The sequence below is a fragment of the Streptomyces sp. NPDC036815 genome, assembly GCF_055609205.1.
Window position 1 is genome coordinate 123433 of the sequence record NZ_JBVJPW010000005.1, and the last position, 26406, is coordinate 149838.

The window sequence follows — 26406 nt, forward strand, 5'->3', positions numbered from 1 at the left end:
AAGGCGTGAGGAACGCCTGAGAAGCCCTCTCAGGGCACGCCAAGGGCCGGAACCCCACCAGGGGGGTTCCGGCCCTTGGTCGTAGCTCTAAGGGGCCGTCAGAGGACGCGCACGGCGCCGGAGGCCGGGTAACCGGACAGGTCCTGGATGACAACGCCCTTGCCGGGGTTGGCGGCGTCGAGGTACTGGCCGTTACCGATGTACACACCCACGTGGTACGCCGAGCCCTTGCCACCCCAGTAGAGGATGTCGCCGACCTGCAGGTTCGAGGTGCCGACCTCGGTGCCCATGGTCGACTGGTCCTGCGAGACGCGCGGCAGGTCCACGCCCGCCTGCTTGAACGCGGCCTGCACGAGGCTGGAGCAGTCCCAGGCGTTCGGGCCCGAGGCGCCCATCACGTACGCGTCGCCGAGCTGGGCCTTGAGGAAGCTGATGACGCTGCCGACGCTGCCGCTGGCCGGAGCGGGCGCGTCCGAGGTGTCGGAGGCGGACTGCGTGGAGGCGGAGAGAGTGGTGCGCTCGGTGGAACGCGAGGCGCGCTCCTCCTCCGCCTTCTTCTTGGCGGCGGCCTTGGCCTTGCGCTCGGCTTCGGCCTTCTTCTCGGCCTTCGCCTGGTCTTCCTTGGCCTGCTTGGCGGCCTTCTCGGCGGCCGCGGCCTGCTCGGCGCGCGACTCGTAGGTGTCGGCGGCCTGCTGGGTGGCGTCCGCCGACTGCGCGATCTGGGCGGACAGATCGGCGGTGAGCGTGGGCATCTCGATGGTCTCGGACACCGGCTCGGCCGCGTTCGCCGTACCGGCCGCCGCGGCCACTGCCAGGGTGCTGAGGACGCCACCGGCAACTCCGGCGCGCAGGGCAATCTTCGAGGCGCTGCGACGGGGCTTCCGGTGGCTGGGTATGTGAGCGGTGTGGGACATGAGACCAACCGCTATCAGGGACTCACGGTTCCCTTCAAGAAACGTGTGCTGCGCCACAGTTGCCGTTCTCGGGTTTGAATCCCGGGCGTGTCGCTCTTTATTGACGCCGTAACGGGCAATGCGGACAGCGCCGATCACGCCTGTGATCATGGGTTTTCTGCGATACGTCCGAATTGCCCACGGTCTACCACCCGTTGAGTCCGTTGGCCAAGCCCGGCTTATTCGGCGGAGATGCCTCTGTGGTGCAGGTCACACGGCGACCCCTCGGGGATCTCCCTGAGATCTCGCTGAGACATCCCTGAGATCTCCCGCAGTTTCCGTCGCGCCCGTCCGTACGTGTGAGGGGTGTGCGAGGGGTGAAGGAGGGGTGCCCGTCGCGCGCGTCGCCCGGAACGGGCCCGGGGCGCTCCCGGGGGTGTCCTCGGGGGCGCCCTCGGGGTGCTCGTGAATCCGTGCACGCGTCCACATCCGTCCACACCTCTGCCGCCAAAGTGTGAACGCGGCTCCTCTATCAAGCGACGGCGTCCAGCGCCAATTTGCGTGCAGGCGCCACCGCTTGATAGAGCGACACCCCTTCCACCAGCGACGACGCACTGAGATGTCACCTCTAGTGATCACTCAGGCGCTTCGCGTACGAAGATCACCGCTCATCCGACTTCATGATCCTTCGTCAGGTGGTGGAGATCACAAAGCCGTTGTCGTACCCCGTGTCGCAGATCACAGACCGGCGGGCATAAGATGCGGGGCAGTTGGGCTTGTGACCTGCTTCACATGTAAGCGATCTTCGATGGGGAGCGGGGCCCGGCCCGACGTAACCGCCAACAGTCAGTGCCGACTGAGAGGAGCGAGGAGCGTGAATGCCTATGCGCCCATCCTCGTGCTGGGAGCCCTCGGGGCAGGCTTTGCGATCTTCTCCGTGGTCATGGCCACGCTTATCGGTCCAAAGCGGTACAACCGCGCGAGGCTAGAGGCCTACGAGTGCGGCATCGAGCCGACGCCGACGCCGGCCGGCGGCGGGCGATTCCCCATCAAGTACTACCTGACGGCGATGCTCTTCATCGTCTTCGACATCGAGATCGTCTTCCTCTATCCCTGGGCCGTCACCTTCGACGCGCTGGGGATTTTCGGGCTCGTGGAGATGCTGCTCTTCGTGCTCACCGTCTTTGTCGCCTACGCGTACGTATGGCGGCGCGGCGGCCTGGAATGGGACTAAGGGTCTGAGGGGTCAAAGAGCATGGGACTCGAAGAGAAACTGCCGAGCGGATTTCTGCTGACCACCGTCGAGCAGGCCGCGGGCTGGATGCGGAAGTCGTCCGTCTTTCCCGCCACGTTCGGCCTCGCGTGCTGCGCCATCGAGATGATGACGACCGGCGCCGGGCGGTACGACATGGCGCGCTTCGGAATGGAGGTCTTCCGCGGCTCGCCGCGCCAGGCCGACCTGATGATCGTGGCGGGCCGGGTGAGCCAGAAGATGGCGCCGGTGCTGCGGCAGGTCTATGACCAGATGCCGAATCCCAAGTGGGTGATTTCCATGGGGGTTTGCGCTTCGTCGGGCGGAATGTTCAACAATTACGCCATTGTGCAGGGTGTCGACCATGTCATCCCGGTCGACATCTATTTGCCCGGTTGTCCGCCGCGCCCCGAGATGCTGCTGGACGCGATCCTCAAGCTGCACCAGAAGATCCAGGACACCAAGCTCGGCGTGAACGCGGAAGAAGCGGCCCGTGAGGCGGAGGAGGCGGCCCTCAAGGCGCTCCCCACCATTGAGATGAAGGGGCTGCTGCGGTGAGCGACGCGCACGACGAGCACCCGAACGGCAATGGGGTACCGGCCCCGCGCGACGCGGCCGGCGAGGTCATCGGCGTCCGCAGGGGCATGTTCGGTGCCGACAACGGCGGGGACACCTCCGGCTACGGCGGCCTCGTACGGACCATCACGCTGCCCGGCGCGACCTCGCGCCCCTACGGCGGCTGGTTCGACGAGACCGCGGACGAACTGGAGGGAGCCCTGGAGGAGCAGGGCCTCGTCCCGGAGAACGCGATCGAGAAGACGGTCGTCGACCGCGGCGAAGTCACCTTCCACATCGCGCGCGAGCACCTCGTCCGCGTCGCGCGGACCCTGCGCGACGACCCGGCCCTGCGCTTCGAGCTCTGCACGGGCGTCAGCGGGGTGCACCTCCCCGGCGACAAGGGCCGCGAGCTGCACGCCGTCTACCACCTGCGCTCGATCACCCACAACCGGCTGATCCGACTCGAGGTCACCGCCCCCGAAGCGGACCCGCACGTGCCCTCGCTGGTCGAGGTCTATCCGACCAACGACTGGCACGAGCGCGAGGCGTACGACTTCTTCGGCCTGATCTTCGACGGCCACCCGGCGCTCACGCGGATCATGATGCCGGACGACTGGCAGGGATTCCCGCAGCGCAAGGACTACCCCCTCGGCGGCATCCCCGTCGAATACAAGGGCGCCCAGATCCCGGCTCCGGACCAGCGGAGGTCGTACAGCTGATGTCTGCCACTCAGGGAACATCCCAGGCTTCCCCCCGCGAGACGACCGAGGGCACCGTATATACGGTCACCGGCGGCGACTGGGACGAGGTCGTGCGGTCCGCCGCCAAGTCCGACGACGAGCGCATCATCGTCAACATGGGCCCGCAGCACCCCTCCACGCACGGCGTGCTCCGGCTCATCCTGGAGATCGACGGGGAGACGGTCACCGAAGCCCGCTGCGGCATCGGCTATCTGCACACGGGCATCGAGAAGAACCTCGAGTACCGCACGTGGACGCAGGGCACGACGTTCGTCACGCGCATGGACTACCTGACGCCGTTCTTCAACGAGACGGCGTACTGCCTCGGGGTCGAGAAGCTCCTCGGCATCGAGGAGCAGATCCCGGACCGCGCGTCGGTCATCCGCGTGCTCCTCATGGAGCTCAACCGACTCTCCTCACACCTGGTGTGCATCGCCACCGGCGGCATGGAGCTCGGCGCGACGACGATCATGATCTACGGCTTCCGGGATCGTGAACTCGTTCTCGATCTCTTCGAGCTGATCACCGGCCTGCGGATGAACCACGCGTACGTCCGGCCCGGCGGCCTCGCCCAGGACCTGCCGCCGGGCGCGGTGGACCAGCTGCGCGAGTTCGTGAAGACGATGAAGAAGAACATCCCCGAGTACGACAAGCTCGCCACCGGGAACCCCATCTTCAAGGCCCGCATGCAGGACGTCGGATACCTCGACCTCGCCGGCTGCATGGCGCTCGGCGCCACCGGCCCGGTCCTGCGCTCCGCCGGCCTCCCGCACGACCTGCGCAAGACGCAGCCCTACTGCGGCTACGAGAACTACGACTTCGACGTCCCGACCGCCGACACCTGCGACTCCTACGGGCGCTTCCTGATCCGCCTGGAGGAAATGCGCCAGTCGCTGCGCATCATCGAGCAGTGCGTGGACCGGCTCGCCCCCGGCCCGGTCATGGTCGAGGACAAGAAGATCGCCTGGCCCGCCCAACTGGCCCTCGGCCCGGACGGACTCGGCAACTCGCTCGACCACATCAAGAAGATCATGGGCACCTCCATGGAGTCCCTCATCCACCACTTCAAGCTGGTGACCGAGGGGTTCCGGGTCCCGCCGGGCCAGACGTACACCGCGGTCGAGTCGCCCAAGGGCGAACTCGGCGTGCACGTCGTCTCCGACGGCGGCACCCGCCCCTACCGGGTCCACTTCCGCGACCCGTCCTTCACCAACCTGCAGGCCATGGCGGCCATGTGCGAAGGCGGCCAGGTCGCTGACGTCATCGTCGCCGTCGCGTCCATCGACCCCGTGATGGGAGGCGTCGACCGATGACCAGCACCCCTTCCGAGCAGGGCGCGGGCGTCAGCCTGGGCATGCCCCAACTCCCCGCCCCCGACTACCCGGCCGACGTGCGGGCCAGGCTGGAGGTGGACGCCAAGGACGTCATCGCCCGCTACCCCGACTCCCGCTCCGCGCTCCTGCCCCTGCTGCACCTCGTGCAGTCCGAGGAGGGCTACGTCACGCGCACGGGCATGCGGTTCTGCGCCGAGATGCTGGGCCTGACCACGGCCGAGGTCACGGCCGTCGCGACCTTCTACACCATGTACCGGCGCAAGCCCTCCGGTGACTACCAGGTCGGCGTCTGCACCAACACGCTGTGCGCCGTCATGGGCGGCGACGCGATCTTCGACGAGCTCAAGCAGCACCTCGGCGTCGGAGACGACGGGGCCGATATGACCACCGCGGACGGCAAGATCACGCTTGAGCACATCGAGTGCAACGCGGCCTGTGACTTCGCCCCCGTGGTGATGGTCAATTGGGAGTTCTTCGACAACCAGACCCCCGAGTCCGCCAAGCAGCTCGTCGACGACCTGCGCGCGGGCGCACCGGTCGAGCCCACCCGCGGGGCGCCGATCTGCACGTACAAGGAGACCGCCCGGATCCTGGCCGGCTTCCCCGACGAGCGGCCCGGCGCCGTCGAGGCGTCCGGCGGCGCGGGACCCGCCTCGCTGATCGGCCTGCGCCTGGCCAAGGGCGAACTGCCGCAGCCGCGCGTGGTCCATCCGCGCACCGGAGGCCCGCAGGACCAGACGCCCCCCGAACACCTCAGCTCGCACGACGCACCGCAGCAGACCTCGGCATCCGACCCGGCGCACCCGGCAGGACCGACCGCCGAGGAGGGGGAGTGATGACCTTGGCAGCCGAGATCAACAACGAGACCAGCCCGGAGAAGCTCCTCGCACCGGTCCTCTCGGCCTTCTGGGACGAGGAGAAGTCCTGGACGCTGGAGACCTACCGGCGCCACGAGGGGTACGAAGGGCTGCGCAAGGCGCTCGCCATGGACCCCGACGACCTCATCGCGTACGTGAAGGACTCGGGGCTCCGGGGCCGGGGCGGCGCGGGGTTCCCCACCGGGATGAAGTGGCAGTTCATCCCGCAGGGCGACGGCAAGCCGCACTATCTGGTGGTCAACGCCGACGAGTCGGAGCCGGGGACCTGCAAGGACATCCCGCTCCTCTTCGCGAACCCGCATTCCCTCATCGAGGGGATCGTGATCGCGTGCTACGCGATCCGTTCGTCGCATGCCTTCATCTACCTGCGGGGTGAAGTCGTCCCCGTACTGCGGCGGTTGCACGAGGCCGTCCGCGAGGCCTACGCGGCGGGCTACCTCGGGAAGAACGTGCTGGGCAGCGGGATCGATCTCGAACTCACCGTGCACGCGGGCGCGGGCGCGTACATCTGTGGTGAGGAGACCGCGCTGCTCGACTCGCTCGAAGGCCGCCGCGGTCAGCCGCGACTGCGTCCCCCCTTCCCTGCCGTCGCGGGCCTCTACGCGTGCCCCACTGTGGTGAACAACGTCGAGTCCATCGCATCCGTTCCCGCGATCCTCAACCGCGGAAAAGACTGGTTCAAGGCGATGGGCAGCGGGAAGTCGCCCGGCTTCACCCTCTACTCGCTGAGCGGGCACGTCACCAGCCCCGGTCAGTACGAGGCGCCGCTCGGCATCACGCTGCGCCAGCTGCTCGACATGAGCGGCGGCATGCGGGCCGGGCACCGGCTCAAGTTCTGGACCCCGGGCGGCTCCTCGACCCCGATGTTCACCGACGAGCACCTCGACGTCCCCCTCGACTACGAGGGCGTCGGCGCCGCCGGATCGATGCTCGGCACGAAGGCGCTGCAGTGCTTCGACGAGACGACGTGCGTGGTGCGGGCCGTCACCCGCTGGACCGAGTTCTACGCCCACGAGTCCTGCGGCAAGTGCACGCCCTGCCGCGAAGGGACGTACTGGCTGGTGCAGTTGCTCCGCGACATCGAGGCAGGCAAGGGCGTCATGGCCGACCTCGACAAGCTGAACGACATCGCCGACAACATCAACGGCAAGTCCTTCTGCGCCCTGGGCGACGGCGCGGCCTCGCCGATCTTCTCCTCGCTCAAGTACTTCCGCGAGGAGTACGAGCAGCACATCACCGGCAAGGGCTGCCCCTTCGACCCGGCCAAGTCGACTCTCTGGGCCGACAGGCCCGCTGAAAGCGCGCAGGTGAACGCATGACAGTGACCACCAACAACGCTCCCTCCGGGGGCGGGGAGGCGGCGGTCCCGCCCGAGGATCTCGTCTCGCTGACCATCGACGGCATCGAGATCAGCGTCCCCAAGGGGACGCTGGTGATCCGGGCCGCCGAACTGCTCGGCATCGAGATCCCCCGGTTCTGCGACCACCCGCTGCTCGACCCGGCGGGCGCCTGCCGCCAGTGCATCGTCGAGGTGGAGGGCCAGCGCAAGCCGATGGCGTCCTGCACCATCACGTGCACCGACGGCATGGTCGTGAAGTCGCAGCTGACCTCGCCCGTCGCGGAGAAGTCGCAGCGCGGCGTGATGGAGCTGCTGCTCATCAACCACCCGCTGGACTGCCCGGTCTGCGACAAGGGCGGCGAGTGCCCGCTGCAGAACCAGGCGATGCAGGTCGGCGACGTGGACACCCGCTTCGAGGGCAAGAAGCGGACGTACGAGAAGCCGGTGCCGATCTCCACGCAGGTGCTGCTCGACCGCGAGCGGTGCGTGCTCTGCGCCCGCTGCACCCGCTTCAGCAACCAGATCGCCGGCGACCCGATGATCGAGCTCATCGAGCGGGGCGCACTCCAGCAGGTCGGCACCGGTGAGGGCGACCCCTTCGAGTCGTACTTCTCCGGCAATACCATCCAGATCTGCCCGGTCGGCGCGCTGACCTCGGCGGCGTATCGCTTCCGCTCCCGCCCCTTCGACCTGGTCTCGTCGCCCTCGGTGTGCGAGCACTGCGCGGGCGGCTGCGCGACGCGCACGGACCACCGGCGCGGCAAGGTCATGCGGCGGCTCGCGGCGGACGACCCCGAGGTCAACGAGGAGTGGATGTGCGACAAGGGGCGCTTCGGCTTCCGGTACGCACACCGTCCCGACCGGCTGACCACCCCCCTGGTGCGCAACGCCTCGACGGGTGATCTCGAACCCGCCAGCTGGCCCGAGGCCCTGGACGTCGCGGCCCGCGGTCTCGCCGCCGCGCGCGGCCGGGCCGGGGTCCTCACCGGCGGCCGCCTCACCGTGGAGGACGCCTACGCGTACAGCAAGTACGCGCGCGTGGCGCTCGACACGAACGACATCGACTTCCGCGCGCGCGTGCACAGCAGCGAGGAGGCCGACTTCCTCGCGGCCCGGGTCGCCGGGCGGGGCAGGGATCTCGACGGGAGCGGCGTCACGTACGCCTTCCTGGAGAAGGCCCCCGCCGTCCTGCTGGCCGGGTTCGAGTCCGAGGAGGAGGCGCCCGGCGTCTTCCTGAGGCTGCGCAAGGCCTGGCGCAAGCACGGTCAGCGCACCTTCTCCCTCGCGACGTTCGCGACCCGGGGCCTGGAGAAGGCGGGCGGCACGCTGCTGCCCGCGGCGCCGGGCACCGAGACCGAGTGGCTGGACGCGCTCGCCGCGGGCGTCGGCCTGGAGGGCGCGGGGCCCGAGGCGGCCGAGGCGCTGCGCGCCGAGGGTGCCGTCATCGTCGTCGGCGAGCGGCTCGCGGCCGTGCCCGGCGGGCTCACCGCCGCCGTCCGGGCCGCCGCCGCGACCGGCGCCCGGCTGGTGTGGATCCCGCGCAGGGCGGGCGAGCGCGCCGCCATCGAGGCGGGCGCCCTGCCGTCGCTGCTGCCCGGCGGGCGCCCGGCCACCGACCCGCGCGCGCGGGAAGAGGTCGCGGGCGCCTGGGGCATCGCCGAACTCCCGCACCGCTTCGGCCGCGACACCGGTCAGATCGTCGAGGCCGCCGCGACCGGAGAGCTCGGCGCCCTCCTGGTGGCGGGCGTCGAGGTCGCCGACCTGCCCGATCCCGCGCGCGCACGCGAGGCGCTCGACGAGGTCGGCTTCCTGGTCTCCCTGGAGCTGCGGCCCAGCGAGGTGACGGAGCGGGCCGACGTGGTCCTGCCGGTGGCCGCGGTCGCCGAGAAGCCCGGCACCTTCCTCAACTGGGAGGGCCGGGTGCGGATGTTCGACGCCGCGCTCAAGCCGGACCAGATGACGCGCAGGCTGGCGCCCACGGACGCGCGCGTGCTGCACATGCTGGCCGACGCGGGGGACATCCACCTCGGCCTGCCCGACCTGGTGACGCTCCGCCGCGAGCTGGACCGGCTCGGCGGCTGGGACGGGCCGCACGCGACGGAACCCCTGGAGACCGGCGCCCAGCCGCCGCGGCCCGCCGCGGGCGAGGCCGTCCTCGCCGGGCACCGGATGCTGCTCGACCAGGGCCGCCTGCAGGACGGCGACGAGGCGCTGGCCGGCACCCGGCACGCCGCCCACGCGCGCGTGTCCGCCGCCACCGCGGCCGAGGTGGGCGTGAAGGACGGTGACCTGCTGGCGGTCGCCGGACCGGCGGGGGCCACCGAACTGCCGCTCAGCGTCACGGAGATGCCCGACCGGGTGGTCTGGCTGCCGCTGAACTCGACCGGGGGAGGCGTCATGTCGGACACCGGCGCACGCCCCGGCGATCTCGTCCGCATCGGCCCGGCGGTCCCGCCGGAGCCCACCGAGGCCCCGGAGGTGACGTCGTGACGCACACGCTGGTGCCGCTTGCGGCGGAAGACCTGTCCATGTTCGGCCGCGACCCCTGGTGGCTTGTCGCCTTCAAGGCGGTCTTCTGCTTCGCGTTCCTGATGGTGACGGTCCTCTTCGCCATCGTGTGGGAACGCAAGGTCGTCGCCTGGATGCAGCTGCGCATCGGCCCCAACCGGAACGGTCCCTGGGGCCTGCTGCAGTCCCTCGCGGACGGCGTCAAGCTGATGCTCAAGGAAGACGTGATCGTCAAGCGCGCGGACAAGGTGGTCTACATCCTTGCCCCGGTCGTCGCCGCGATCCCGGCCTTCATGGCGATCGCGGTGATCCCCTTCGGGCCGGCGGGCAACGAAGTCTCGATCTTCGGCCACCGCACCACGATGCAGCTCACCGACCTGCCGATCGCGATGCTCTACATCCTCGCGGTCGCCTCCGTCGGCATCTACGGCATCGTCCTCGCGGGCTGGAGCTCCGGATCCACGTATCCGCTCCTCGGCGGCCTGCGCTCCTGCGCGCAGATGATCTCCTACGAGATCGCGATGGGCGCGGCCTTCGCCTCGGTCTTCCTCTACTCCGGGTCGATGTCGACCTCGGCGATCGTGGAGGCACAGGCGGACCGCTGGTACATCCTGCTGCTGCCCGTCTCGTTCATCATCTACATCGTGACGATGGTCGGCGAGACCAACCGCGCGCCGTTCGACATGCCGGAGTCCGAGGGCGACCTCGTCGGTGGCTTCAACACCGAGTACTCCTCCATCAAGTTCGCGATGTTCATGCTCGCCGAGTACGTCAACATGGTCACCGTCTCGGCGGTCTCGACCACGCTCTTCCTGGGCGGCTGGCGGGCCCCGTACCCGATCAGCACCTTCTGGGAGGGCGCGAACCACGGCTGGTGGCCGATGCTCTGGTTCGTGATCAAGGTGCAGCTGCTGCTGTTCTTCTTCATCTGGCTGCGCGGCTCGCTGCCCCGCGTCCGCTACGACCAGCTGATGAAGCTCGGCTGGAAGGTCCTGATCCCGGTCTCGGTCGTCTGGCTGATGCTCGTCGCCACGATCAGGGCGATGCGGAACGAGGACTACGAGTTCACCTCGATCGCGCTCTACGGCGGCGGCGGGATCATCGCACTGCTGTTGCTCTCCGTGGTCGTGGACATCTTCCGCGACAAGCGCGACAAGGAAGCCGTCGCCGAGGAGGAGCCGACCGCCTTCGACCCGATGGCGGGCGGATTCCCCGTGCCTCCGCTGCCCGGACAGAGCCTGCCGCCCGTGCCGCGCCGACGCTCGCGCCAGGAGCGGGAGCTGATTGTCAGTGGCGGACCGGATACTCAAAGTGACGGAACCCGAACTGAGGGAAAGGAGGCGTCCGATGGCTGAGTCGCACCAGGAGTCACCCGAATCGAACCAATCGAAGCAGGGGTTCCAGAACCCCGTCGCGGGCTTCGGCGTGACCTTCAAGGCCATGTTCAAGAAGCGGCTGACCGAGCAGTATCCGGAGCAGCAGAAGACCACTGCTCCCCGCTTCCACGGCAGGCACCAGCTGAACCGCCATCCGGACGGCCTGGAGAAGTGCGTCGGCTGCGAGCTCTGCGCCTGGGCCTGTCCCGCGGACGCCATCTATGTGGAGGGCGCGGACAACACGGACGAGGAGCGCTACTCGCCCGGCGAGCGGTACGGCCGCGTCTACCAGATCAACTACGCCCGCTGCATCCTGTGCGGACTGTGCATCGAGGCGTGCCCCACGCGCGCGCTGACGATGACGAACCAGTTCGAGCTGGCCGACAGCAGCCGCGAGAACCTCATCTACACCAAGGAGCAGCTGCTCGCCGGCCTGGACGACGGCATGGTCGACTCGCCGCACGCCATCTACCCCGGCACCGACGAGCAGGACTACTACCGGGGACTGGTGACCGAGGCGGCGCCGGGCACGGTGCCCCAAGTCGCCCTCTCCAAGGGCGAGACGCCCCAGGAGGCGGCCGCGGACTTCGGGGACGGCGAGCCGGCGTCGGAGCAGGTGATCGGTCGATGACTCAGCTCGCCGCCTACTCCACCTCCACCGGCGAGGCCTTCCAGTTCTGGGTGCTCGGCACGGTCGCCGTGATCGGCGCCCTGTGCACCATCCTCATGAGGAAGGCCGTGCACAGCGCGCTCTGCCTGGCCGGGACCATGATCATCCTCGCGGTGTTCTACCTGGCCAACGGCGCGTACTTCCTGGGCATCGTCCAGATCGTCGTCTACACCGGCGCGATCATGATGCTCTTCCTCTTCGTCGTCATGCTCGTCGGCGTCACCGCCGCCGACTCCCTGACGGAGACCATCAAGGGCCAGCGCTGGCTGGCCCTGCTGTGCGGCCTCGGCTTCGCGGTGCTGCTCTTCGCGGGCATCGGGAACGCCTCGATGAAGGAGTTCAACGGCCTCGGCAACGCGAACTCGGGCGGCAACGTGGAGGGGCTCGCGCAGCTCATCTTCACGAAGTACGTCTTCGCCTTCGAGATCACCGGCGCCCTGCTCATCACGGCCACGATCGGCGCGATGGTGCTCACCCACCGCGAGCGCACCGAGCGCGCCAAGACCCAGCGCGAGCTGTCCGAGGAGCGCGTGCGCGAGGGCAAGCACCTGCCGCCGCTGCCCGCCCCCGGTGTGTACGCCCGGCACAACGCCGTGGACATCGCGGGCCTGCTCCCCGACGGCACCCCGTCGGAGCTCACGGTCAACCAGACGCTCCGCGAGCGCGGCCAGATCCGTGACGTGTCGACCGAGGCGCTGGACGACCTGCGGGCGCTCGAGCAGCGCTCCACCGATCGCCTGGAGCGGCCCGACCTGCGGCGCGGCGACATCGGGCGGACCGAGGAGGCGTCGAAGTGAACCCCGTCAACTACCTGTATCTCGCCGCGCTGTTGTTCACGATCGGCGCGACCGGCGTGCTCATCAGGCGGAACGCGATCGTGGTGTTCATGTGCATCGAGCTCATGCTCAACGCCTGCAACCTCGCGTTCGTCGCCTTCTCCCGCATGCACGGCAACCTCGACGGCCAGATCATCGCGTTCTTCACGATGGTCGTCGCCGCCGCGGAGGTCGTGGTCGGGCTCGCGATCATCGTGTCGCTGTTCCGTTCCCGCCACTCGGCCTCGGTCGACGACGCCAGCCTGATGAAGCTGTAAGGGGTCGCTGAAAAGTGGAGAACCTGATTGCGCTGCTCGTCGCGGCGCCTCTGCTCGGAGCGGCCGTACTGCTGTGCGGCGGGCGGGCACTGGACCGCGCGGGCCACTGGCTCGGCACGCTGCTCGCGGCCGCCTCCTTCGTCGTCGGCGTCGTGCTGTTCACCGACATGCTGGGCAAGGGCGCCGAGGAGCGCTCGCTGTCGCAGCACCTGTTCAGCTGGGTCCCCGTGGAGGGCTTCCAGGCGGACGTCGCCTTCCAGCTCGACCAGCTGTCGATGACGTTCGTCCTGCTGATCTCCGGTGTGGGCACCCTGATCCACATCTACTCGATCGGGTACATGGAGCACGACGAGCGGCGCCGCCGCTTCTTCGGCTACCTGAACCTGTTCCTCGCGGCGATGCTCCTCCTGGTCCTCGCCGACAACTACCTGCTCCTGTACGTCGGCTGGGAGGGCGTGGGCCTCGCCTCGTACCTCCTGATCGGCTTCTGGCAGCACAAGCCCAGCGCGGCCACCGCCGCGAAGAAGGCCTTCCTGGTCAACCGGGTCGGCGACGTGGGCCTGTCGATCGCCATCATGCTGATGTTCACCACCTTCGGGACGTTCGCCTTCGGGCCCGTCCTGGAGGCGACGGAGGGGACGAGCGAGGGCAAGCTCACCGCCATCGGCCTGATGCTGCTGCTCGCCGCGTGCGGCAAGTCCGCACAGGTGCCGCTGCAGTCCTGGCTCGGCGACGCGATGGAGGGCCCGACCCCGGTCTCGGCCCTGATCCACGCGGCGACCATGGTGACCGCGGGCGTGTATCTGATCGTCCGCTCCGGCGAGATCTTCAACGCCGCCCCTGACGCGCAGCTCGCCGTCACCGTCGTGGGCGCGGTCACGCTCCTCTTCGGTGCGATCGTCGGTTGCGCGAAGGACGACATCAAGAAGGCCCTCGCCGGATCGACGATGTCCCAGATCGGGTACATGATCCTGGCCGCGGGCCTCGGCCCCGTCGGCTACGTCTTCGCGATCATGCACCTGGTGACGCACGGCTTCTTCAAGGCCGGGCTCTTCCTCGGCGCAGGTTCGGTCATGCACGGCATGAACGACGAGGTCGACATGAGGAAGTACGGCGGCCTGCGGAAGTACATGCCGGTCACCTTCGTCACCTTCGGCCTCGGCTACCTCGCGATCATCGGCTTCCCCGGCCTGTCCGGCTTCTTCTCCAAGGACAAGATCATCGAGGCGGCGTTCGCCAAGGGCGGCACGGAGGGCTGGATCCTCGGCTCGGTGGCGCTCCTGGGCGCGGCCATCACCGCGTACTACATGACGCGCGTGATGATCATGACCTTCTTCGGCGAGGAGCGGTGGCGCAACCGCCCGACCGCCTCCCCGGACCAGCCGGACGTCGAGCCCGCCGCGGAGAACCGCGGTGCCCACGACGAGCCGCACCCGCACGAGTCCCCGAAGTCCATGACGATCCCGATGATCGTGCTCGCCTTCGGGTCGGTGTTCGCGGGTGGCTTCTTCAGCATCGGCGACCGCTTCATGCACTGGCTGGAGCCGGTCACCCACCACGACCACGGCGACTCGCCGCTGAGCGCCACCACGGTCACGGGCGCCACCATGGTGGTCCTCGTCATCGGCGTCGCCCTCGCCTACGTGCAGTACGGCCGACGTCCCGTCCCGGTCACCGCCCCGCGCGGCTCGCTGCTCACCCGGGCCGCCCGCCGCGACCTCCTCCAGGACGACTTCAACCACGTGGTCCTGGTCCGCGGCGGCGAGCACCTCACGCGGTCCCTGGTCTACGTCGACCACACGCTGGTCGACGGGGTCGTCAACGGCACGGCGGCCTCGGTCGGCGGCCTCTCCGGCCGGCTGCGCAAACTGCAGAACGGCTACGCCCGCTCCTACGCGGTCTCGATGTTCGGCGGCGCTGCGGTACTCATCGCCGCGACCCTGCTGATGAGGGCGGTCTGATACCGATGTCCTTTCCTCTCCTGACAGCGACGGCGGTCCTGCCCGCGGTCGGCGCGATCGCCACGGCAGCCGTTCCGGCCGCCCGGCGGTCCGCCGCCAAGTGGCTCGCGCTGCTCGTCTCGCTGGCGACGCTCGCGCTCGCCGTGACCGTTCTCGTCCGCTTCGACCCGGACGGCGACCGCTATCAGCTCACCGAATCCCGCGCCTGGATCGCGGACTTCGGGGTGCGGTACGAGCTCGGGGTCGACGGCATCGGCGTCGCCCTCATCGCACTCACCGCGCTCCTGATGCCCTTCATCATCCTGGCGGGCTGGCACGACGCCGACCCCCTGGGCACACAGTCGTCGCGATGGCGCCCGACCCAGGGCTTCTTCGCCCTGATCCTCGGCGTCGAGGCGATGGTGATCATCTCCTTCGAAGCGACGGACGTCTTCCTCTTCTACGTCTTCTTCGAAGCCATGCTCATCCCGATGTACTTCCTCATCGGCGGTTTCGGAGACCGCGCCCACGCGGGCTCCGACGAGAACGCCGCGGCCCAACGCTCGTACGCGGCCGTCAAGTTCCTCCTCTACAACCTCGTCGGCGGCCTCATCATGCTGGCCGCCGTGATCGGCCTCTATGTGGTGGCGGGGAACTTCTCGCTCCAGGAGATCGCCGAGGCGCGGGCCAACGGCACGCTCGACATGGCGACCAACACCGAGCGCTGGCTCTTCCTCGGCTTCTTCTTCGCCTTCGCGGTGAAGGCGCCGCTCTGGCCGCTGCACACCTGGCTGCCGAACGCGATGGGGGAGTCGACCGCCCCGGTCGCCGTACTGATCACGGCGGTCGTGGACAAGGTCGGCACGTTCGCGATGCTGCGGTTCTGCCTCGGGCTCTTCCCCGAGGCGAGCAAGTGGGCGACGCCGGTCATCCTCGTACTCGCCCTGATCAGCATCATCTACGGAGCACTGCTCGCGGTCGGCCAGCGCGACATCAAGCGCCTGGTGGCGTATGCGTCGATCTCGCACTTCGGATTCATCGTCCTCGGCATCTTCGCGATGACCTCGCAGGGCCAGTCCGGCGCGACGCTCTACATGGTCAACCACGGCATCTCGACCGCCGCGCTGATGCTGGTCGCCGGTTTCCTGATCTCGCGGCGCGGCTCGCGGCTCATCGCCGACTACGGAGGGGTGCAGAAGGTGGCCCCGGTGCTTGCCGGCACCTTCCTGATCGGCGGCCTGGCCACTCTCTCGCTCCCCGGGCTCGCGCCGTTCGTGAGTGAATTCCTCGTCCTGGTCGGCGCGTTCGCGCGCTACCCGGTGGTCGGGATCATCGCGACGGTCGGCATCGTGCTCGCCGCGCTCTACACCCTCGTCCTCTACCAGCGGACGATGACGGGCCCCGTGAAGTCGGAGGTCTCGGCCATGCCGGACCTGCGCGTCCGGGAACTGGTCGTCGTCGCACCGCTGATCGCACTCCTGATCGGCCTCGGCGTCTATCCGAAGCCGCTCACCGAGCTCGTGAACCCGGCGGTCAAGCACACGATGTCCGACGTACAGAAGAAGGACCCCAAGCCCGAGGTGGAGGCGGCCAAGTGAGCGCATCAGCCGTCCACAGCCTGTGGACAACGGCCGCCGATCCGATCGACAAGATCGACGCGCCCAACATCGAGTACGGACAGCTGTCGCCGACGTTGATCGTCATCGGCGCGGCCGTCCTCGGAGTGCTCATCGAAGCCTTCGTCCCCCGCAAGTCCCGTTACTACGTGCAGCTGTTCGTCTCCGTGGTCGCCCTGGCCGCCGCCTTCGCCGCGGTCGTCGGGCTCGCGGCCCGCGGCTTCGGCACGACCAAGGCGCAGGTCGCGGCGATGGGCGCGATCGCGGTCGACGGCCCCGCGCTCTTCCTGCAGGGCACCATTCTGCTCACCGGAATCGTCGCGATCTTCACCTTCGCGGAGCGCCGCCTCGACCCGGTGGCGCACGGAAACCGCGTCGACTCGTTCGTGGCGCAGGCCGGGTCCGTGCCGGGCAGCGAGAGCGAACAGGCCGCCGTCAAGGCCGGGTTCACCACCACCGAGGTGTTCCCGCTGGCGCTCTTCGCCATCGGCGGCATGCTCGTCTTCCCCGCGGCCAACGACCTCCTGACGCTCTTCATCGCCCTTGAGGTCTTCTCCCTGCCGCTGTACCTGCTCTGTGCGCTCGCCCGCCGCAAGCGCCTGATGTCGCAGGAAGCCGCCGTCAAGTACTTCCTGCTCGGCGCCTTCGCCTCGGCGTTCACGCTCTTCGGCATCGCGCTCCTCTACGGGTACGCGGGTTCGGTGTCGTACGCGACGGTCGCGAACGTCGTCGAGGGCAACGTCAAGACCGTGGACCCGGCGCTCGCCGACACCATGGGCAACGACGCGCTGCTCCTGATCGGCGTCGCGATGGTGGTGATGGGACTGCTCTTCAAGGTGGGTGCGGTGCCCTTCCACATGTGGACCCCGGACGTGTACCAGGGCGCCCCGACGCCGGTCACCGGCTTCATGGCGGCGGCGACGAAGGTGGCCGCGTTCGGCGCGCTCCTCCGTCTCCTCTACGTGGTGCTGCCGGGCCTGCGCTGGGACTGGCGGCCGGTCATGTGGGGCATCGCGGTCATCACGATGCTGGGCGGCGCGATCATCGCGATCACCCAGACCGACATCAAGCGCCTCCTCGCGTACTCCTCCATCGCGCACGCCGGCTTCATCCTCGCCGGTGTCATCGCCACCACCCCGGACGGCATCTCCTCCGTCCTCTTCTACCTGGCCGCCTACTCCTTCGTGACCATCGGCGCCTTCGCCGTCGTCACGCTGGTGCGGGACGCGGGCGGCGAGGCCACGCACCTGTCCAAGTGGGCGGGGCTCGGCCGCCGGTCCCCGCTGGTCGCCGCGGTCTTCGCGGTCTTCCTCCTCGCCTTCGCCGGCATCCCGCTGACCTCCGGGTTCGCCGGGAAGTTCGCGGTCTTCAAGGCGGCGGCGGAGGGCGGCGCGGGGCCGCTGGTCGTGGTCGGTGTGCTGTCGTCGGCGGTCGCCGCGTTCTTCTACATCCGCGTGATCGTCCTGATGTTCTTCAGCGAGCCGAAGGCGGACGGCCCCACGGTCGCCGTGCCCTCGCCGCTGACGATGACGGCGATCGGCGTGGGTGTCGCGGTGACGCTGGTCCTCGGCGTGGCCCCGCAGTACTTCCTGGATCTGGCGAACCAGGCCGGGGTCTTCGTCCGGTAGCCCGGCTTCTTCCGCACGCGTGTCGCCGCCCGGCCTCCCCAGAGTGGGGGTGCCGGGCGGCGGCCTGTGGATAACTGTCCGGGGTGTCGGCGGGGAGCCCTATCGTGGAGGCAGTGAACGAGGCAGGACGTACGGCGGGGGACAGGGCGATGGATGGGACCGACAGCATGAGTGAGGTGACGGCGCCGGTATCGGTGCCGGGCGCGACGGCCGGCGGCGTGACGGAGAGCGATGCCCTGCGCACGCTCCACCGCGTCTTCGGGTACGACGCCTTCCGCGGCGAGCAGGAACCGATCATCGAGCACGTGGTGGGCGGCGGGGACGCCGTCGTCCTCATGCCGACCGGCGGCGGCAAATCCCTCTGCTACCAGATCCCGGCCCTGGTCAGGCCGGGCACGGGCGTCGTGGTCTCGCCGCTCATCGCGCTCATGCAGGACCAGGTCGACGCGCTGCGGGCGCTCGGCGTGCGGGCCGGGTTCATCAACTCCACGCAGGACTTCGACGAGCGGCGCGTGATGGAGGCGGAGTTCCTCGCGGGCGAGCTCGACGTGCTCTATCTCGCGCCCGAGCGGCTGCGTCTCGACTCGACCCTGGAGCTCCTCGGGCGGGCCAAGATCTCCGTCTTCGCCATCGACGAGGCGCACTGTGTCGCGCAGTGGGGCCACGACTTCCGCCCCGACTACCTGGCGCTCTCGCTCCTCGGCGAGCGCTGGCCGGACGTGCCGCGGATCGCCCTGACGGCCACGGCCACGCACGCCACGCACCGGGAGATCACGCAGCGGCTCGGCATGCCGGACGCCAAGCACTTCGTGGCGAGCTTCGACCGGCCCAACATCCAGTACCGCATCGTGCCCAAGGCCGAGCCCAAGAAGCAGCTCCTGTCCTTCCTGAAGGAGGAGCACGCGGGCGACGCGGGCATCGTCTACTGCCTGTCCCGCAATTCGGTGGAGAAGACCGCCGAGTTCCTCTGCAGGAACGGCATCGAGGCCGTCCCGTACCACGCGGGTCTGGACGCGGGCACGCGCGCGACCCACCAGTCCCGCTTCCTGCGGGAGGAGGGCCTCGTCGTCTGCGCCACGATCGCCTTCGGCATGGGCATCGACAAGCCGGACGTTCGCTTCGTCGCCCACCTCGACCTGCCCAAGTCGGTCGAGGGGTACTACCAGGAGACGGGCCGCGCGGGCCGCGACGGCCTCCCCTCGACGGCCTGGATGGCGTACGGCCTGCAGGACGTCGTCCAGCAGCGCAAGATGATCCAGGGCAGCGAGGGTGATGAGGCGTTCCGGCGCCGGGCCTCCTCGCACCTGGACTCGATGCTGGCGCTGTGCGAGACCGCGCAGTGCCGCCGCGCCCAGCTCCTCACCTACTTCGGCCAGGAGACGACGGCGCCCGAGTCCTGCGGGAACTGCGACACCTGCCTCACCCCGCCCGAGACCTGGGACGGCACGGTGGCGGCGCAGAAGGTCCTCTCCACGGTCGTGCGCCTCCAGCGCGAGCGCGGCCAGAAGTTCGGCGCGGGCCAGATCATCGACATCCTGCTCGGCAAGAAGACCGCGAAGGTCATCCAGTTCGACCACGACCAGCTCTCCGTCTTCGGCATCGGCGAGGAGCTCGCGGAGGCCGAGTGGCGGGGCGTGGTGCGCCAGCTCCTCGCGCAGGGCCTGATCGCGGTCGAGGGGGAGTACGGCACGCTGGTGCTCACCGAGACGAGCGGTTCCGTCCTCGCCAGGGAGCGCGAGGTCCGGCTGCGCAAGGAGCCGAAGCGGGCGCCGGCGGCGCGGGCGGCCAAGGGCGAGCGCAAGGCCAAGTCGGCGGCCGCGGTCGCCGAGCTGCCGCCGGAGGCGGTGCCGCTCTTCGAGGCGCTGCGCGCCTGGCGCGGCGCCCAGGCGAAGGAGCAGGGCGTCCCGGCGTACGTGATCTTCCACGACGCCACGCTGCGCGAGATCGCCACGCTGCGGCCCGCCGCCGTGGCGGACCTCGCGGGCATCAGCGGCGTGGGCGAGAAGAAGCGGGCGACGTACGGCGAGGGCGTGGTCGGGGTCGTCGCGGAGTTCCTGGGCGGGGCGCCTGCCGGGGGCGCGGCTCAGGGTGAGGCTCCGGGCGGGTCGGAGGTGCCGCTCAGCGATGAGGTGGAGCCGGACTGGGGGGATGAGGAGCCGGACTGGTAGAGAGTTCTACGGAATCCCGAGCGCCGAGCGCCGGGCGCCGAGCGCCGGGCGCCGAGCGCCGGGCGCCGAGCGCCGGGCGGTGATGACGGTGAGGTCGAGTTCGACCTGCCACCCGCTCGTCTCACGCACTGAGTACGAGCGGGTGGCAGGTGCCCCTTCGGTGGGTCAGCGCGCTGCCGCGATCCGGCCCGTCACCTCGCCGAGGCCCACCTTCGTGCCGTGCGGGCCGGGGGCCCAGGCCGAGAGCGTGACCTCGTCGCCGTCCTCCAGGAACGTCCGCGTGCCGTCGGGGAGTTCGAGGGGGTCGCGGCCGTTCCAGGTGATCTCGATCAGGGAGCCGTACTGACCGGGCTCGGGACCGCTGACCGTGCCCGAGCCGTACAGGTCACCGGTGCGCAGCGAGGCGCCGTTGACCGTCATGTGCGCCAGCTGCTGCGCCGCGGTCCAGTACACGGTGGAGAACGGCGGCTCGGAGATGACCCGGCCGTTGAGCGTCACCGTGATGCGCAGGTCGTAGCCGCCGGGCTCGTCCGCCGCGGGGCCCGTGGAGTCGTCCAGGTAGGGCAGGAGCTCATGGGTGCGCTCGGGCGGCGCGATCCGTGCCGAGTCCAGCGCCTCGAGCGGGGTGATCCACGCGGAGACGGAGGTGGCGAAGGACTTGCCGAGGAACGGCCCCAGCGGCACGTACTCCCAGGCCTGGATGTCGCGCGCGGACCAGTCGTTGAGGAGGGTGAGCCCGAAGACGTGCTCGCGGAAGTCCGCGAGGGGGACGGGTGTCCCGTGCGTCGAGGAGGCGCCGACGACGAAGCCCACCTCCGCCTCGATGTCGAGCCGGGTCGTGGGGCCGAAGACGGGAGCCGCGTCGGCGGGCGCCTTGCGCTGGCCGTTCGGGCGCACGACCTCGGTCCCGGAGACCACGACCGTGCCGGACCTGCCGTGGTAACCGATGGGCAGGTGTTTCCAGTTGGGGGTCAGCGGGCTCGGCGCGTCCGGCCGGAACATCTGGCCCAGGTTGCTCGCGTGGTGTTCGGAGGCATAGAAGTCGACGTAGTCCGCGACCTCGAAGGGCAGGTGCAGGGTCACTTCGGAGAGGGGGTGCAGCAGGGGGCGCACGACCTCCTGGTGGGCGGGCACCGTCACCCACGCCGTCAGGGCGCGCCGCACATCGGACCAGGCCCTGCGGCCCGCGGCGAGCAGCGGGTTGAGGGTGGGCCGGGCGAGCAGCGAGACGTAGGGGGCGCCGAGCGCGGCGGCCGCGGCGCCGGCGTCCAGGACGTGACCGCCGAGTCGTACCCCGACCCTGCGCCGGTCGTCCGCCTCGCCGGCCAGTGAGAACACGCCGTAGGGAAGGTTGTGCGGTCCGAAGGGGTCGCCCTCGGGCAGGCCGAAGGGGTCGCCGGCGGCCGGGTCGAGCGGGGTCTGCTCGGACATGCGTACCTGCCTCGCTTTCCATAGGGGTGTGCCACACGTTACGTGTGGAGGCCCCTGTTGCGGCAGTGCCCAAAGAGTCGGCAATGTTCCGATAGGTGGCGGGTCCCGTGCGCGTGCGGCGGACCGGAGGCCCGCAGGTACTCGCGCCGACGCTCCGAACGGCCGTGTGGGGGACGGGGTGTTGCCCGTATCGCCTAGTCGGAATGAGGCATGCCGGAATCTAATCCTCCACTTTCCGGTGAACCGGCGGGACCGCTGTCCCATCCGGCCTCACCCGCCCGTATGCGCACCTTGCCAAGCAGCTTCCCGCGGAGCCCAGGATCCGTATTCTCTGGATCATGTCCGCTCCCCTCGCATATGCACTCATCGCCACTGACCTGGACGGGACGCTGCTGCGCGGCGACGACACGGTCTCGGACCGGTCGCGGCGGGCGCTGGCCGCCGTGGGTGAGCGAGGCGCCCGGCACCTCGTGGTGACAGGCCGCCCGGCGCCGCGGGTGCGGCCCCTCTTCGACGCGCTCGGCTACGAAGGCCTGGCCGTCTGCGGCCAGGGGGCGCAGCTGTACGACGCCGGGGCGGACCGGATGGAGTGGTCGGTCACGCTCGACCGCGAGCTCGGCGAGACCGCGCTCGGCAAGATCGAGGCGGAGGTCGGGCAGGTCTACGCGGCCGTGGACCAGGACGGCGTGGAGGGCCTCACGCTCATCGAGCCGGGGTACGAGATGCCGCACCCCACGCTGCCCGCGGTGCGCGTGCCCAGGCGCGACGTGCTGTGGGAGGAGCCCATCAGCAAGGTGCTGCTGCGCCATCCGAGGCTGGCGGACGACGAGTTGGCGGCGGTGGCGCGGGACGCGGTGGGCTCGCTCGCGTCGGTGACCATGTCGGGACCCGGCACGGTGGAGCTCCAGCCGTGCGGGGTGACCAAGGCGACCGGCCTCGCCCTGGCCGCCGAACGGCTCGGCCTGACGGCCGCGGACACCCTCGCCTTCGGGGACATGCCCAATGACATCCCCATGTTCCTGTGGGCGGCGCACGGGGTGGCCATGGCCAACGCCCACGGCGAACTGAAGGCGGTGGCCGACGAGTTGGCCCTCTCGAACGAGGACGACGGCGTGGCCGTCGTCCTCGAACGCCTCCTGATCCAAACGAAAGGCTTTAGGGCCCCTCGTCCGTACAAGCCCTAGCCCGCCGTCCGCCGGATCCGCTTCTCCCAGGTCCGGTGGAAGACGACCTCGGCGCCCTCCCGGCACACCACCTCGTTCGAGGTGATGAAGTCCGCCGCGTCGCAGGTGATCTCCGAGCGGGTCTCGACCGTCACGTCCCAGCCGAGCTCGGGCCGGTGCAGGCGGATCGTCCAGTCCGAGCGGGTGCGGGCGCTCAGCGGGTCGTCCTCCTGGATCGTGTACGTCTCCAGGGCGTCCTCGGTGAACTCCAGGCCGTCGGGGTACACGCGCGTGCCGCCGTAGCGCGGGTCGACCTCCAGGCGCCACTCGCCCTTGGCGACATCCCGTACGACCAGGCGCTCGGGCCGCTGTTCGTCCAGGGTGGCCGGGTAGGCCACGCCGAGGGGCTCCGACTGCTCCGGCGGTCCGAAGGTGATCGAGGGGTCCAAGTCGCCCTCGCGCACCGGCAGTTCCAGCGAACTGCCCACCGGGTCCAGCGTGAAGCCCACCGAGTCCGCCTGCGGCCAGATCCAGGGCCAGTACGCGGAGGAGACCGCGAGGCGGATGCGGTGGCCCGGCGGGAAGGTGTGGCCGATGCCGTTGAGCTCGAAGGTCACGTCCTCGGTGGCGCCGAGCGGCCACGCGTCGGCGCGGTCCCTGCCGTTGCGGGCGGAGAGGTTGAGCACGCCCCGGGTGACGAGGGTGGAGGAGCCGTCCGGCGCGATGTCGCAGACGCGGGCGATCGCCTGGCCGTACGGCACGTCCATCCGCAGCCGCAGCGTCACCCTGGGCCGCCCGAGGACCCGTACCTCCGAGGGCACCTCGAACTCGAAGCACGCCGACTTGGCGTCCTCGTCGCGCTGGTCGGGCGGCAGGTCGGCGTCGTTGCCGAAGGGGAAGTAGCGGCCCGCGTCCAGGCCGGTGTGCTGGGGGGAGCCGACGACGACGGGGGCGCCTTGGAGGGCGTACGCGAGGGGTGTGACGTTCGGGGACGGCCAGGACGGGTCGCCCACCCAGCCGCCGCTCAGCTCCGGGTAGACCGTCGCCGGCGGGTGCGAGTCGCTGATCCAGGAGCGCAGCTTCGGCTCGGCCATCACGCCGGTGTCGATGCCCTTGAGGTGGTGGTCCCACCAGCGCAGGGTCTCCTGGAGGAAGCCGATCGCCGGGCCCGGCGGCAGGCCCCGGTCCGGGTACTGGTGCGACCAGGGGCCGATGAGCCCGCGCACCCGGTCGTCGGGGAGGTTCTCCACCAGGCGGAGCACCGTGTCGCGGTACGGGTCGTGCCAGCCGCCGACCGTGAGCACCGCGGCGCCGATCGCGGAGTAGTCCTCGCAGACGCTGCCGTGGCGCCAGTAGTCGTCGCGGGTCTGGTGGTCCAGCCAGGTGTGGATGAAGGGTTCGACCGCCGCCAGGCGGGTCAGCCACATCTCGCGCCACGCGTCGCCCACGAAGTACGGGTCCGGCGGACGCGAGACGAAGGCCAGCATCGTCGCCGCCCACGCGTGCATGTCGACCGCGAGGACGGAGCCGCCCATGTAGTGCACGTCGTTGTCGTAGCGGTCGTCCGCCGAGCAGACCGTGACGACCGCCTTGAGCGGCTCGGGGGCGAGCGCCGCGATCTGGAGCGAGTTGAAGCCGCCCCAGGAGATGCCGAACATGCCGACCTTGCCGCTCGACCAGGCCTGCGCGGCCAGCCAGTTCACCACCTCGACGCCGTCGGCGAGCTCCTGCGCCGAGTACTCGTCGGTGGGCAGCCCCTCGCTGTTGCCGTGCCCGCGGACGTCGACGCGTACGGAGGCGTAGCCGTGGCCCGCGTACCAGGGGTGGCGCTGCCAGTCGCGCGGCGCCGTCCAGTCGCTGAGGCGGTAGGGGAGGTACTCCAGGAGTACGGGTACGGGCTCGTCGGTGACCGGGCGCCACACGCGCGCGTAGAGCTTGGTCCCGTCGGCGAGGGGTACGCGGATGTCCTCGCGGACCGTCTCGTACGGGAAGGAGTCGCGGATCTGCATGAGTGAAACCTCAGTGGACGGGGTGTCCTCGGGGGACGGTGTGTCCTCAGTGGACGGGGTGCATGGTGCGGCGCAGCCACGGGGCGAGTGCGATCACGGCGATGCCCGCGAGCACGGCGATGGCGCCGTTCACCCCGAAGTACGCCGGGTTGGAGACCTCTCCGTAGACCTTCACGACCTGCGCCTGGATGCCGTTGGCGAGGGCGAGCGAGAGGAACCACAGCGCCATGGTCTGGCTGGCGAAGGCTCTGGGGGCGAGCTTGGTCGTCGCCGACATGCCCGAGGTCTCCACGAGGATGTCGCCGAGGCCGAGGAGCAGGTACGAGCCGACGATCCACCAGACCGCCATCTTGTACGTGTCGTCGCCGTGCCCGGCGGTGGGCAGGACCATCAGCAGGAACGACAGGCCGCCCAGGACCACGCCGAACGCGATCTTGTTGGAGGCGTGCGGCTGGCGGTGGCCCATCCGCGCCCAGACCGCGGCGACCACGGGGGCGAGGGCGACCTCGAAGGCGCCGAGCGCGGAGGCGTACCAGCTGGCCGGGAAGTGGTAGCCGAAGATCGACGTCTCGGCGTTGGTCGAGGCCAGCAGGATCATCGTCGAGTAGGCCTGGAAGAGGATGAAGTTGAAGACCACGGACGCGAGGAAGAGGACCACGTAGGGCTTCAGGCGCCCGCGCTCCTCGTCGCTCACGCGGGGGCTGCGGAACATCACCGCGAAGTAGACGACGGGTGCGATCACCGAGACGAGGGTGAGCAGGTCGACGAAGCGGTCCATGGTCAGCCAGCCGACGGCGGCCAGCAGGCCGGCGAGGGCGGCGCACACGACGAGGCCCCCGACGATCAGGAGGACGGCGCGGCGCATGGCGTCCCGGGGCAGCGCGAACTCGGCCGACGCCTTGCGCCCTGCGAGGTGGCGGCGGCCCAGCACGTACTGGACCAGGCCGAACGTCATGCCGATCGCGGCCGCCGAGAAGCCCCAGTGCCAGCCCTTGTGGTCGCCGAGCCAGCCGGTGATCAGCGGGCCCGCGAAGGCGCCGATGTTGATGCCCATGTAGTACAGCGCGAAGCCCGCGTCCCGCCGGTCGTCGTCGGTGCGGTAGAGCTTGCCGACCATGGAGGCGACGTTGGGCTTGAGCAGGCCGGTGCCCGCGCTGATCAGGCCGAGGCCGACCCAGGTCATCGTCGCCGTCGGCACGGCCATCGAGTAGTGGCCGCAGGCGATGAGGATGCCGCCCCACAGCACCGCCCGGTAGGAGCCGAGCATGCGGTCGGCGAGCCAGCCGCCGGCCACGGAGACCAGGTAGACGAGCGTGCCGTATGCGGCTGAGACGGACGCGGCCGTCCCGGCGTCCATCCCCATGCCGTCGTGCGCCACGGAGTCGGCGAAGTAGAGGACCAGGATGGCCTGCATGCCGAGGAACGAGAACCGCTCCCAGACCTCCAGGCCGGAGAGCGTGAGCAAGCCGCGGGGCTGCCCGAAGAAGGCGTGGTCGTCGCCCGGCGGTGGGTCGCCGGTCGGTTCGGCTGGCGGCTCGTACTCGGCCGTAGTACGGGACAAAGTTGCTTCTCCCGGTCGTTACGGTTCTTGTGGTGCGGGGCGGGCTTCCCGGTCGTATGGGCTGATCACGAACATACCGGTGCGCCTCGTGGGCCGCGCGGCCTGGTGCGCCGGGGCGGCGGCGAGGGCCGACGCGCCGCGCCGACCAGGGCAGCGGCGTGCGACGGGCGGGCAGGTGCTCGCCGTGATCGAAAGTCGACCGGATACGCTGACTTGAGTGATGGCAGCGACACATCGACAAACCCGTGT

21 protein-coding genes are annotated in these 26406 nt (G+C 69.9%); 16 read left to right on the forward strand and 5 right to left on the reverse strand.

Going from position 1 to position 26406, the window contains the following annotated elements; all coding sequences use genetic code 11:
* Positions 1-98: 98 nt before the first annotated feature.
* Positions 99-914 carry a C40 family peptidase gene (locus ACZ69I_RS13610; RefSeq protein ID WP_470832220.1) on the reverse strand — a complete coding sequence of 272 codons (816 nt, stop codon included), beginning with the start codon at positions 912-914 and terminating at the stop codon, positions 99-101.
* 853 nt (positions 915-1767) lie between these two features.
* On the opposite strand from ACZ69I_RS13610, the gene ACZ69I_RS13615 reads away from it, so the two are divergent.
* From ACZ69I_RS13615 to recQ, 15 genes are all read left to right on the forward strand, one after another.
* The gene (locus tag ACZ69I_RS13615) at positions 1768-2127 is read left to right on the forward strand and encodes an NADH-quinone oxidoreductase subunit A (RefSeq protein WP_030420561.1); all 360 of its coding nucleotides are present in this window, start codon (positions 1768-1770) and stop codon (positions 2125-2127) included.
* Between the two features lie 21 nt (positions 2128-2148).
* The gene (locus tag ACZ69I_RS13620; protein ID WP_389714890.1) at positions 2149-2703 is read left to right on the forward strand and encodes a NuoB/complex I 20 kDa subunit family protein; all 555 of its coding nucleotides are present in this window, start codon (positions 2149-2151) and stop codon (positions 2701-2703) included.
* Complete coding sequence (locus ACZ69I_RS13625; RefSeq protein WP_467670557.1) at positions 2700-3422, forward strand: NADH-quinone oxidoreductase subunit C; 723 nt, start codon at positions 2700-2702, stop codon at positions 3420-3422. Before ACZ69I_RS13620 ends, ACZ69I_RS13625 begins: the two co-directional genes overlap by 4 nt.
* The gene (locus ACZ69I_RS13630) at positions 3422-4756 is read left to right on the forward strand and encodes an NADH-quinone oxidoreductase subunit D (protein ID WP_467670555.1); all 1335 of its coding nucleotides are present in this window, start codon (positions 3422-3424) and stop codon (positions 4754-4756) included. Before ACZ69I_RS13625 ends, ACZ69I_RS13630 begins: the two co-directional genes overlap by 1 nt.
* Positions 4753-5613, forward strand: coding sequence for an NADH-quinone oxidoreductase subunit NuoE (gene nuoE, locus ACZ69I_RS13635; protein ID WP_467670553.1), 861 nt, complete (start codon positions 4753-4755; stop codon positions 5611-5613). Before ACZ69I_RS13630 ends, nuoE begins: the two co-directional genes overlap by 4 nt.
* Positions 5613-6974 carry an NADH-quinone oxidoreductase subunit NuoF gene (gene nuoF / locus ACZ69I_RS13640; protein ID WP_470832224.1) on the forward strand — a complete coding sequence of 454 codons (1362 nt, stop codon included), beginning with the start codon at positions 5613-5615 and terminating at the stop codon, positions 6972-6974. Before nuoE ends, nuoF begins: the two co-directional genes overlap by 1 nt.
* Positions 6971-9484, forward strand: a complete 2514-nt coding sequence (locus tag ACZ69I_RS13645) for an NADH-quinone oxidoreductase subunit G (protein ID WP_470832226.1) — start codon at positions 6971-6973, stop codon at positions 9482-9484. The genes nuoF and ACZ69I_RS13645 overlap by 4 nt, the downstream gene beginning before the upstream one ends.
* Positions 9485-9522: 38 nt before the next feature.
* Positions 9523-10857: an NADH-quinone oxidoreductase subunit NuoH gene (gene nuoH / locus ACZ69I_RS13650; RefSeq protein WP_467670877.1), complete on the forward strand. Its 1335-nt coding sequence runs from the start codon at positions 9523-9525 to the stop codon at positions 10855-10857.
* Entirely contained in the window at positions 10850-11509 is a 660-nt protein-coding gene (gene nuoI, locus ACZ69I_RS13655; protein ID WP_467670547.1) for an NADH-quinone oxidoreductase subunit NuoI, read from the forward strand. The genes nuoH and nuoI overlap by 8 nt, the downstream gene beginning before the upstream one ends.
* Complete coding sequence (locus ACZ69I_RS13660) at positions 11506-12345, forward strand: NADH-quinone oxidoreductase subunit J (RefSeq protein WP_470832227.1); 840 nt, start codon at positions 11506-11508, stop codon at positions 12343-12345. The genes nuoI and ACZ69I_RS13660 overlap by 4 nt, the downstream gene beginning before the upstream one ends.
* Positions 12342-12641 carry an NADH-quinone oxidoreductase subunit NuoK gene (nuoK, locus tag ACZ69I_RS13665; RefSeq protein ID WP_003974374.1) on the forward strand — a complete coding sequence of 100 codons (300 nt, stop codon included), beginning with the start codon at positions 12342-12344 and terminating at the stop codon, positions 12639-12641. Before ACZ69I_RS13660 ends, nuoK begins: the two co-directional genes overlap by 4 nt.
* 14 nt (positions 12642-12655) lie before the next feature.
* Positions 12656-14602, forward strand: a complete 1947-nt coding sequence (gene nuoL, locus ACZ69I_RS13670; protein WP_470832229.1) for an NADH-quinone oxidoreductase subunit L — start codon at positions 12656-12658, stop codon at positions 14600-14602.
* A 5-nt stretch (positions 14603-14607) separates the two neighbouring features.
* Positions 14608-16179, forward strand: coding sequence for an NADH-quinone oxidoreductase subunit M (locus tag ACZ69I_RS13675; RefSeq protein WP_467670541.1), 1572 nt, complete (start codon positions 14608-14610; stop codon positions 16177-16179).
* Positions 16176-17825 (forward strand): NADH-quinone oxidoreductase subunit NuoN, encoded by a 1650-nt coding sequence (gene nuoN, locus ACZ69I_RS13680; protein WP_467670539.1) that lies wholly within the window; start codon positions 16176-16178, stop codon positions 17823-17825. Before ACZ69I_RS13675 ends, nuoN begins: the two co-directional genes overlap by 4 nt.
* Before the next feature lie 167 nt (positions 17826-17992).
* Positions 17993-19993 (forward strand): DNA helicase RecQ, encoded by a 2001-nt coding sequence (recQ, locus tag ACZ69I_RS13685; protein ID WP_470832231.1) that lies wholly within the window; start codon positions 17993-17995, stop codon positions 19991-19993.
* A gap of 6 nt (positions 19994-19999) precedes the next feature.
* On the opposite strand, the gene ACZ69I_RS13690 is transcribed toward recQ, so the two are convergent.
* Together ACZ69I_RS13690 and fahA are read right to left on the reverse strand one after the other, a co-directional pair.
* On the reverse strand, positions 20000-20122 hold the full coding sequence (locus tag ACZ69I_RS13690; protein ID WP_470832233.1) for a hypothetical protein: 123 nt from the start codon (positions 20120-20122) through the stop codon (positions 20000-20002).
* Positions 20123-20158: 36 nt separating this feature from the next.
* Positions 20159-21424: a fumarylacetoacetase gene (gene fahA / locus ACZ69I_RS13695; protein WP_470832235.1), complete on the reverse strand. Its 1266-nt coding sequence runs from the start codon at positions 21422-21424 to the stop codon at positions 20159-20161.
* Positions 21425-21762: 338 nt separating this feature from the next.
* On the opposite strand from fahA, the gene ACZ69I_RS13700 reads away from it, so the two are divergent.
* Positions 21763-22608: an HAD family hydrolase gene (locus ACZ69I_RS13700; protein ID WP_470832236.1), complete on the forward strand. Its 846-nt coding sequence runs from the start codon at positions 21763-21765 to the stop codon at positions 22606-22608.
* On the opposite strand, the gene ACZ69I_RS13705 is transcribed toward ACZ69I_RS13700, so the two are convergent.
* Positions 22605-24596: a CocE/NonD family hydrolase gene (locus ACZ69I_RS13705; RefSeq protein WP_470832238.1), complete on the reverse strand. Its 1992-nt coding sequence runs from the start codon at positions 24594-24596 to the stop codon at positions 22605-22607. The genes ACZ69I_RS13700 and ACZ69I_RS13705 overlap by 4 nt on opposite strands.
* A 46-nt stretch (positions 24597-24642) precedes the next feature.
* A complete protein-coding gene (locus tag ACZ69I_RS13710) occupies positions 24643-26157 on the reverse strand; it encodes a peptide MFS transporter (RefSeq protein WP_470832240.1) in 1515 nt (504 codons plus the stop codon).
* Positions 26158-26406: the final 249 nt, after the last annotated feature.

Bases quoted from the DNA above. Each gene is read 5' to 3' on its own strand.
- ACZ69I_RS13610 (WP_470832220.1), bottom strand. From the start codon at position 914: ATGTCCCACACCGCTCACATACCCAGCCACCGGAAGCCCCGTCGCAGC.
- ACZ69I_RS13620 (WP_389714890.1), top strand. From the start codon at position 2,149: ATGGGACTCGAAGAGAAACTGCCGAGCGGATTTCTGCTGACCACCGTC.
- ACZ69I_RS13630 (WP_467670555.1), top strand. From the start codon at position 3,422: ATGTCTGCCACTCAGGGAACATCCCAGGCTTCCCCCCGCGAGACGACC.
- nuoE (WP_467670553.1), top strand. From the start codon at position 4,753: ATGACCAGCACCCCTTCCGAGCAGGGCGCGGGCGTCAGCCTGGGCATG.
- nuoF (WP_470832224.1), top strand. From the start codon at position 5,613: ATGACCTTGGCAGCCGAGATCAACAACGAGACCAGCCCGGAGAAGCTC.
- ACZ69I_RS13645 (WP_470832226.1), top strand. From the start codon at position 6,971: ATGACAGTGACCACCAACAACGCTCCCTCCGGGGGCGGGGAGGCGGCG.
- nuoH (WP_467670877.1), top strand. From the start codon at position 9,523: ATGTTCGGCCGCGACCCCTGGTGGCTTGTCGCCTTCAAGGCGGTCTTC.
- nuoI (WP_467670547.1), top strand. From the start codon at position 10,850: ATGGCTGAGTCGCACCAGGAGTCACCCGAATCGAACCAATCGAAGCAG.
- ACZ69I_RS13660 (WP_470832227.1), top strand. From the start codon at position 11,506: ATGACTCAGCTCGCCGCCTACTCCACCTCCACCGGCGAGGCCTTCCAG.
- ACZ69I_RS13675 (WP_467670541.1), top strand. From the start codon at position 14,608: ATGTCCTTTCCTCTCCTGACAGCGACGGCGGTCCTGCCCGCGGTCGGC.
- recQ (WP_470832231.1), top strand. From the start codon at position 17,993: ATGAGTGAGGTGACGGCGCCGGTATCGGTGCCGGGCGCGACGGCCGGC.
- fahA (WP_470832235.1), bottom strand. From the start codon at position 21,424: ATGTCCGAGCAGACCCCGCTCGACCCGGCCGCCGGCGACCCCTTCGGC.
- ACZ69I_RS13700 (WP_470832236.1), top strand. From the start codon at position 21,763: ATGTCCGCTCCCCTCGCATATGCACTCATCGCCACTGACCTGGACGGG.
- ACZ69I_RS13705 (WP_470832238.1), bottom strand. From the start codon at position 24,596: ATGCAGATCCGCGACTCCTTCCCGTACGAGACGGTCCGCGAGGACATC.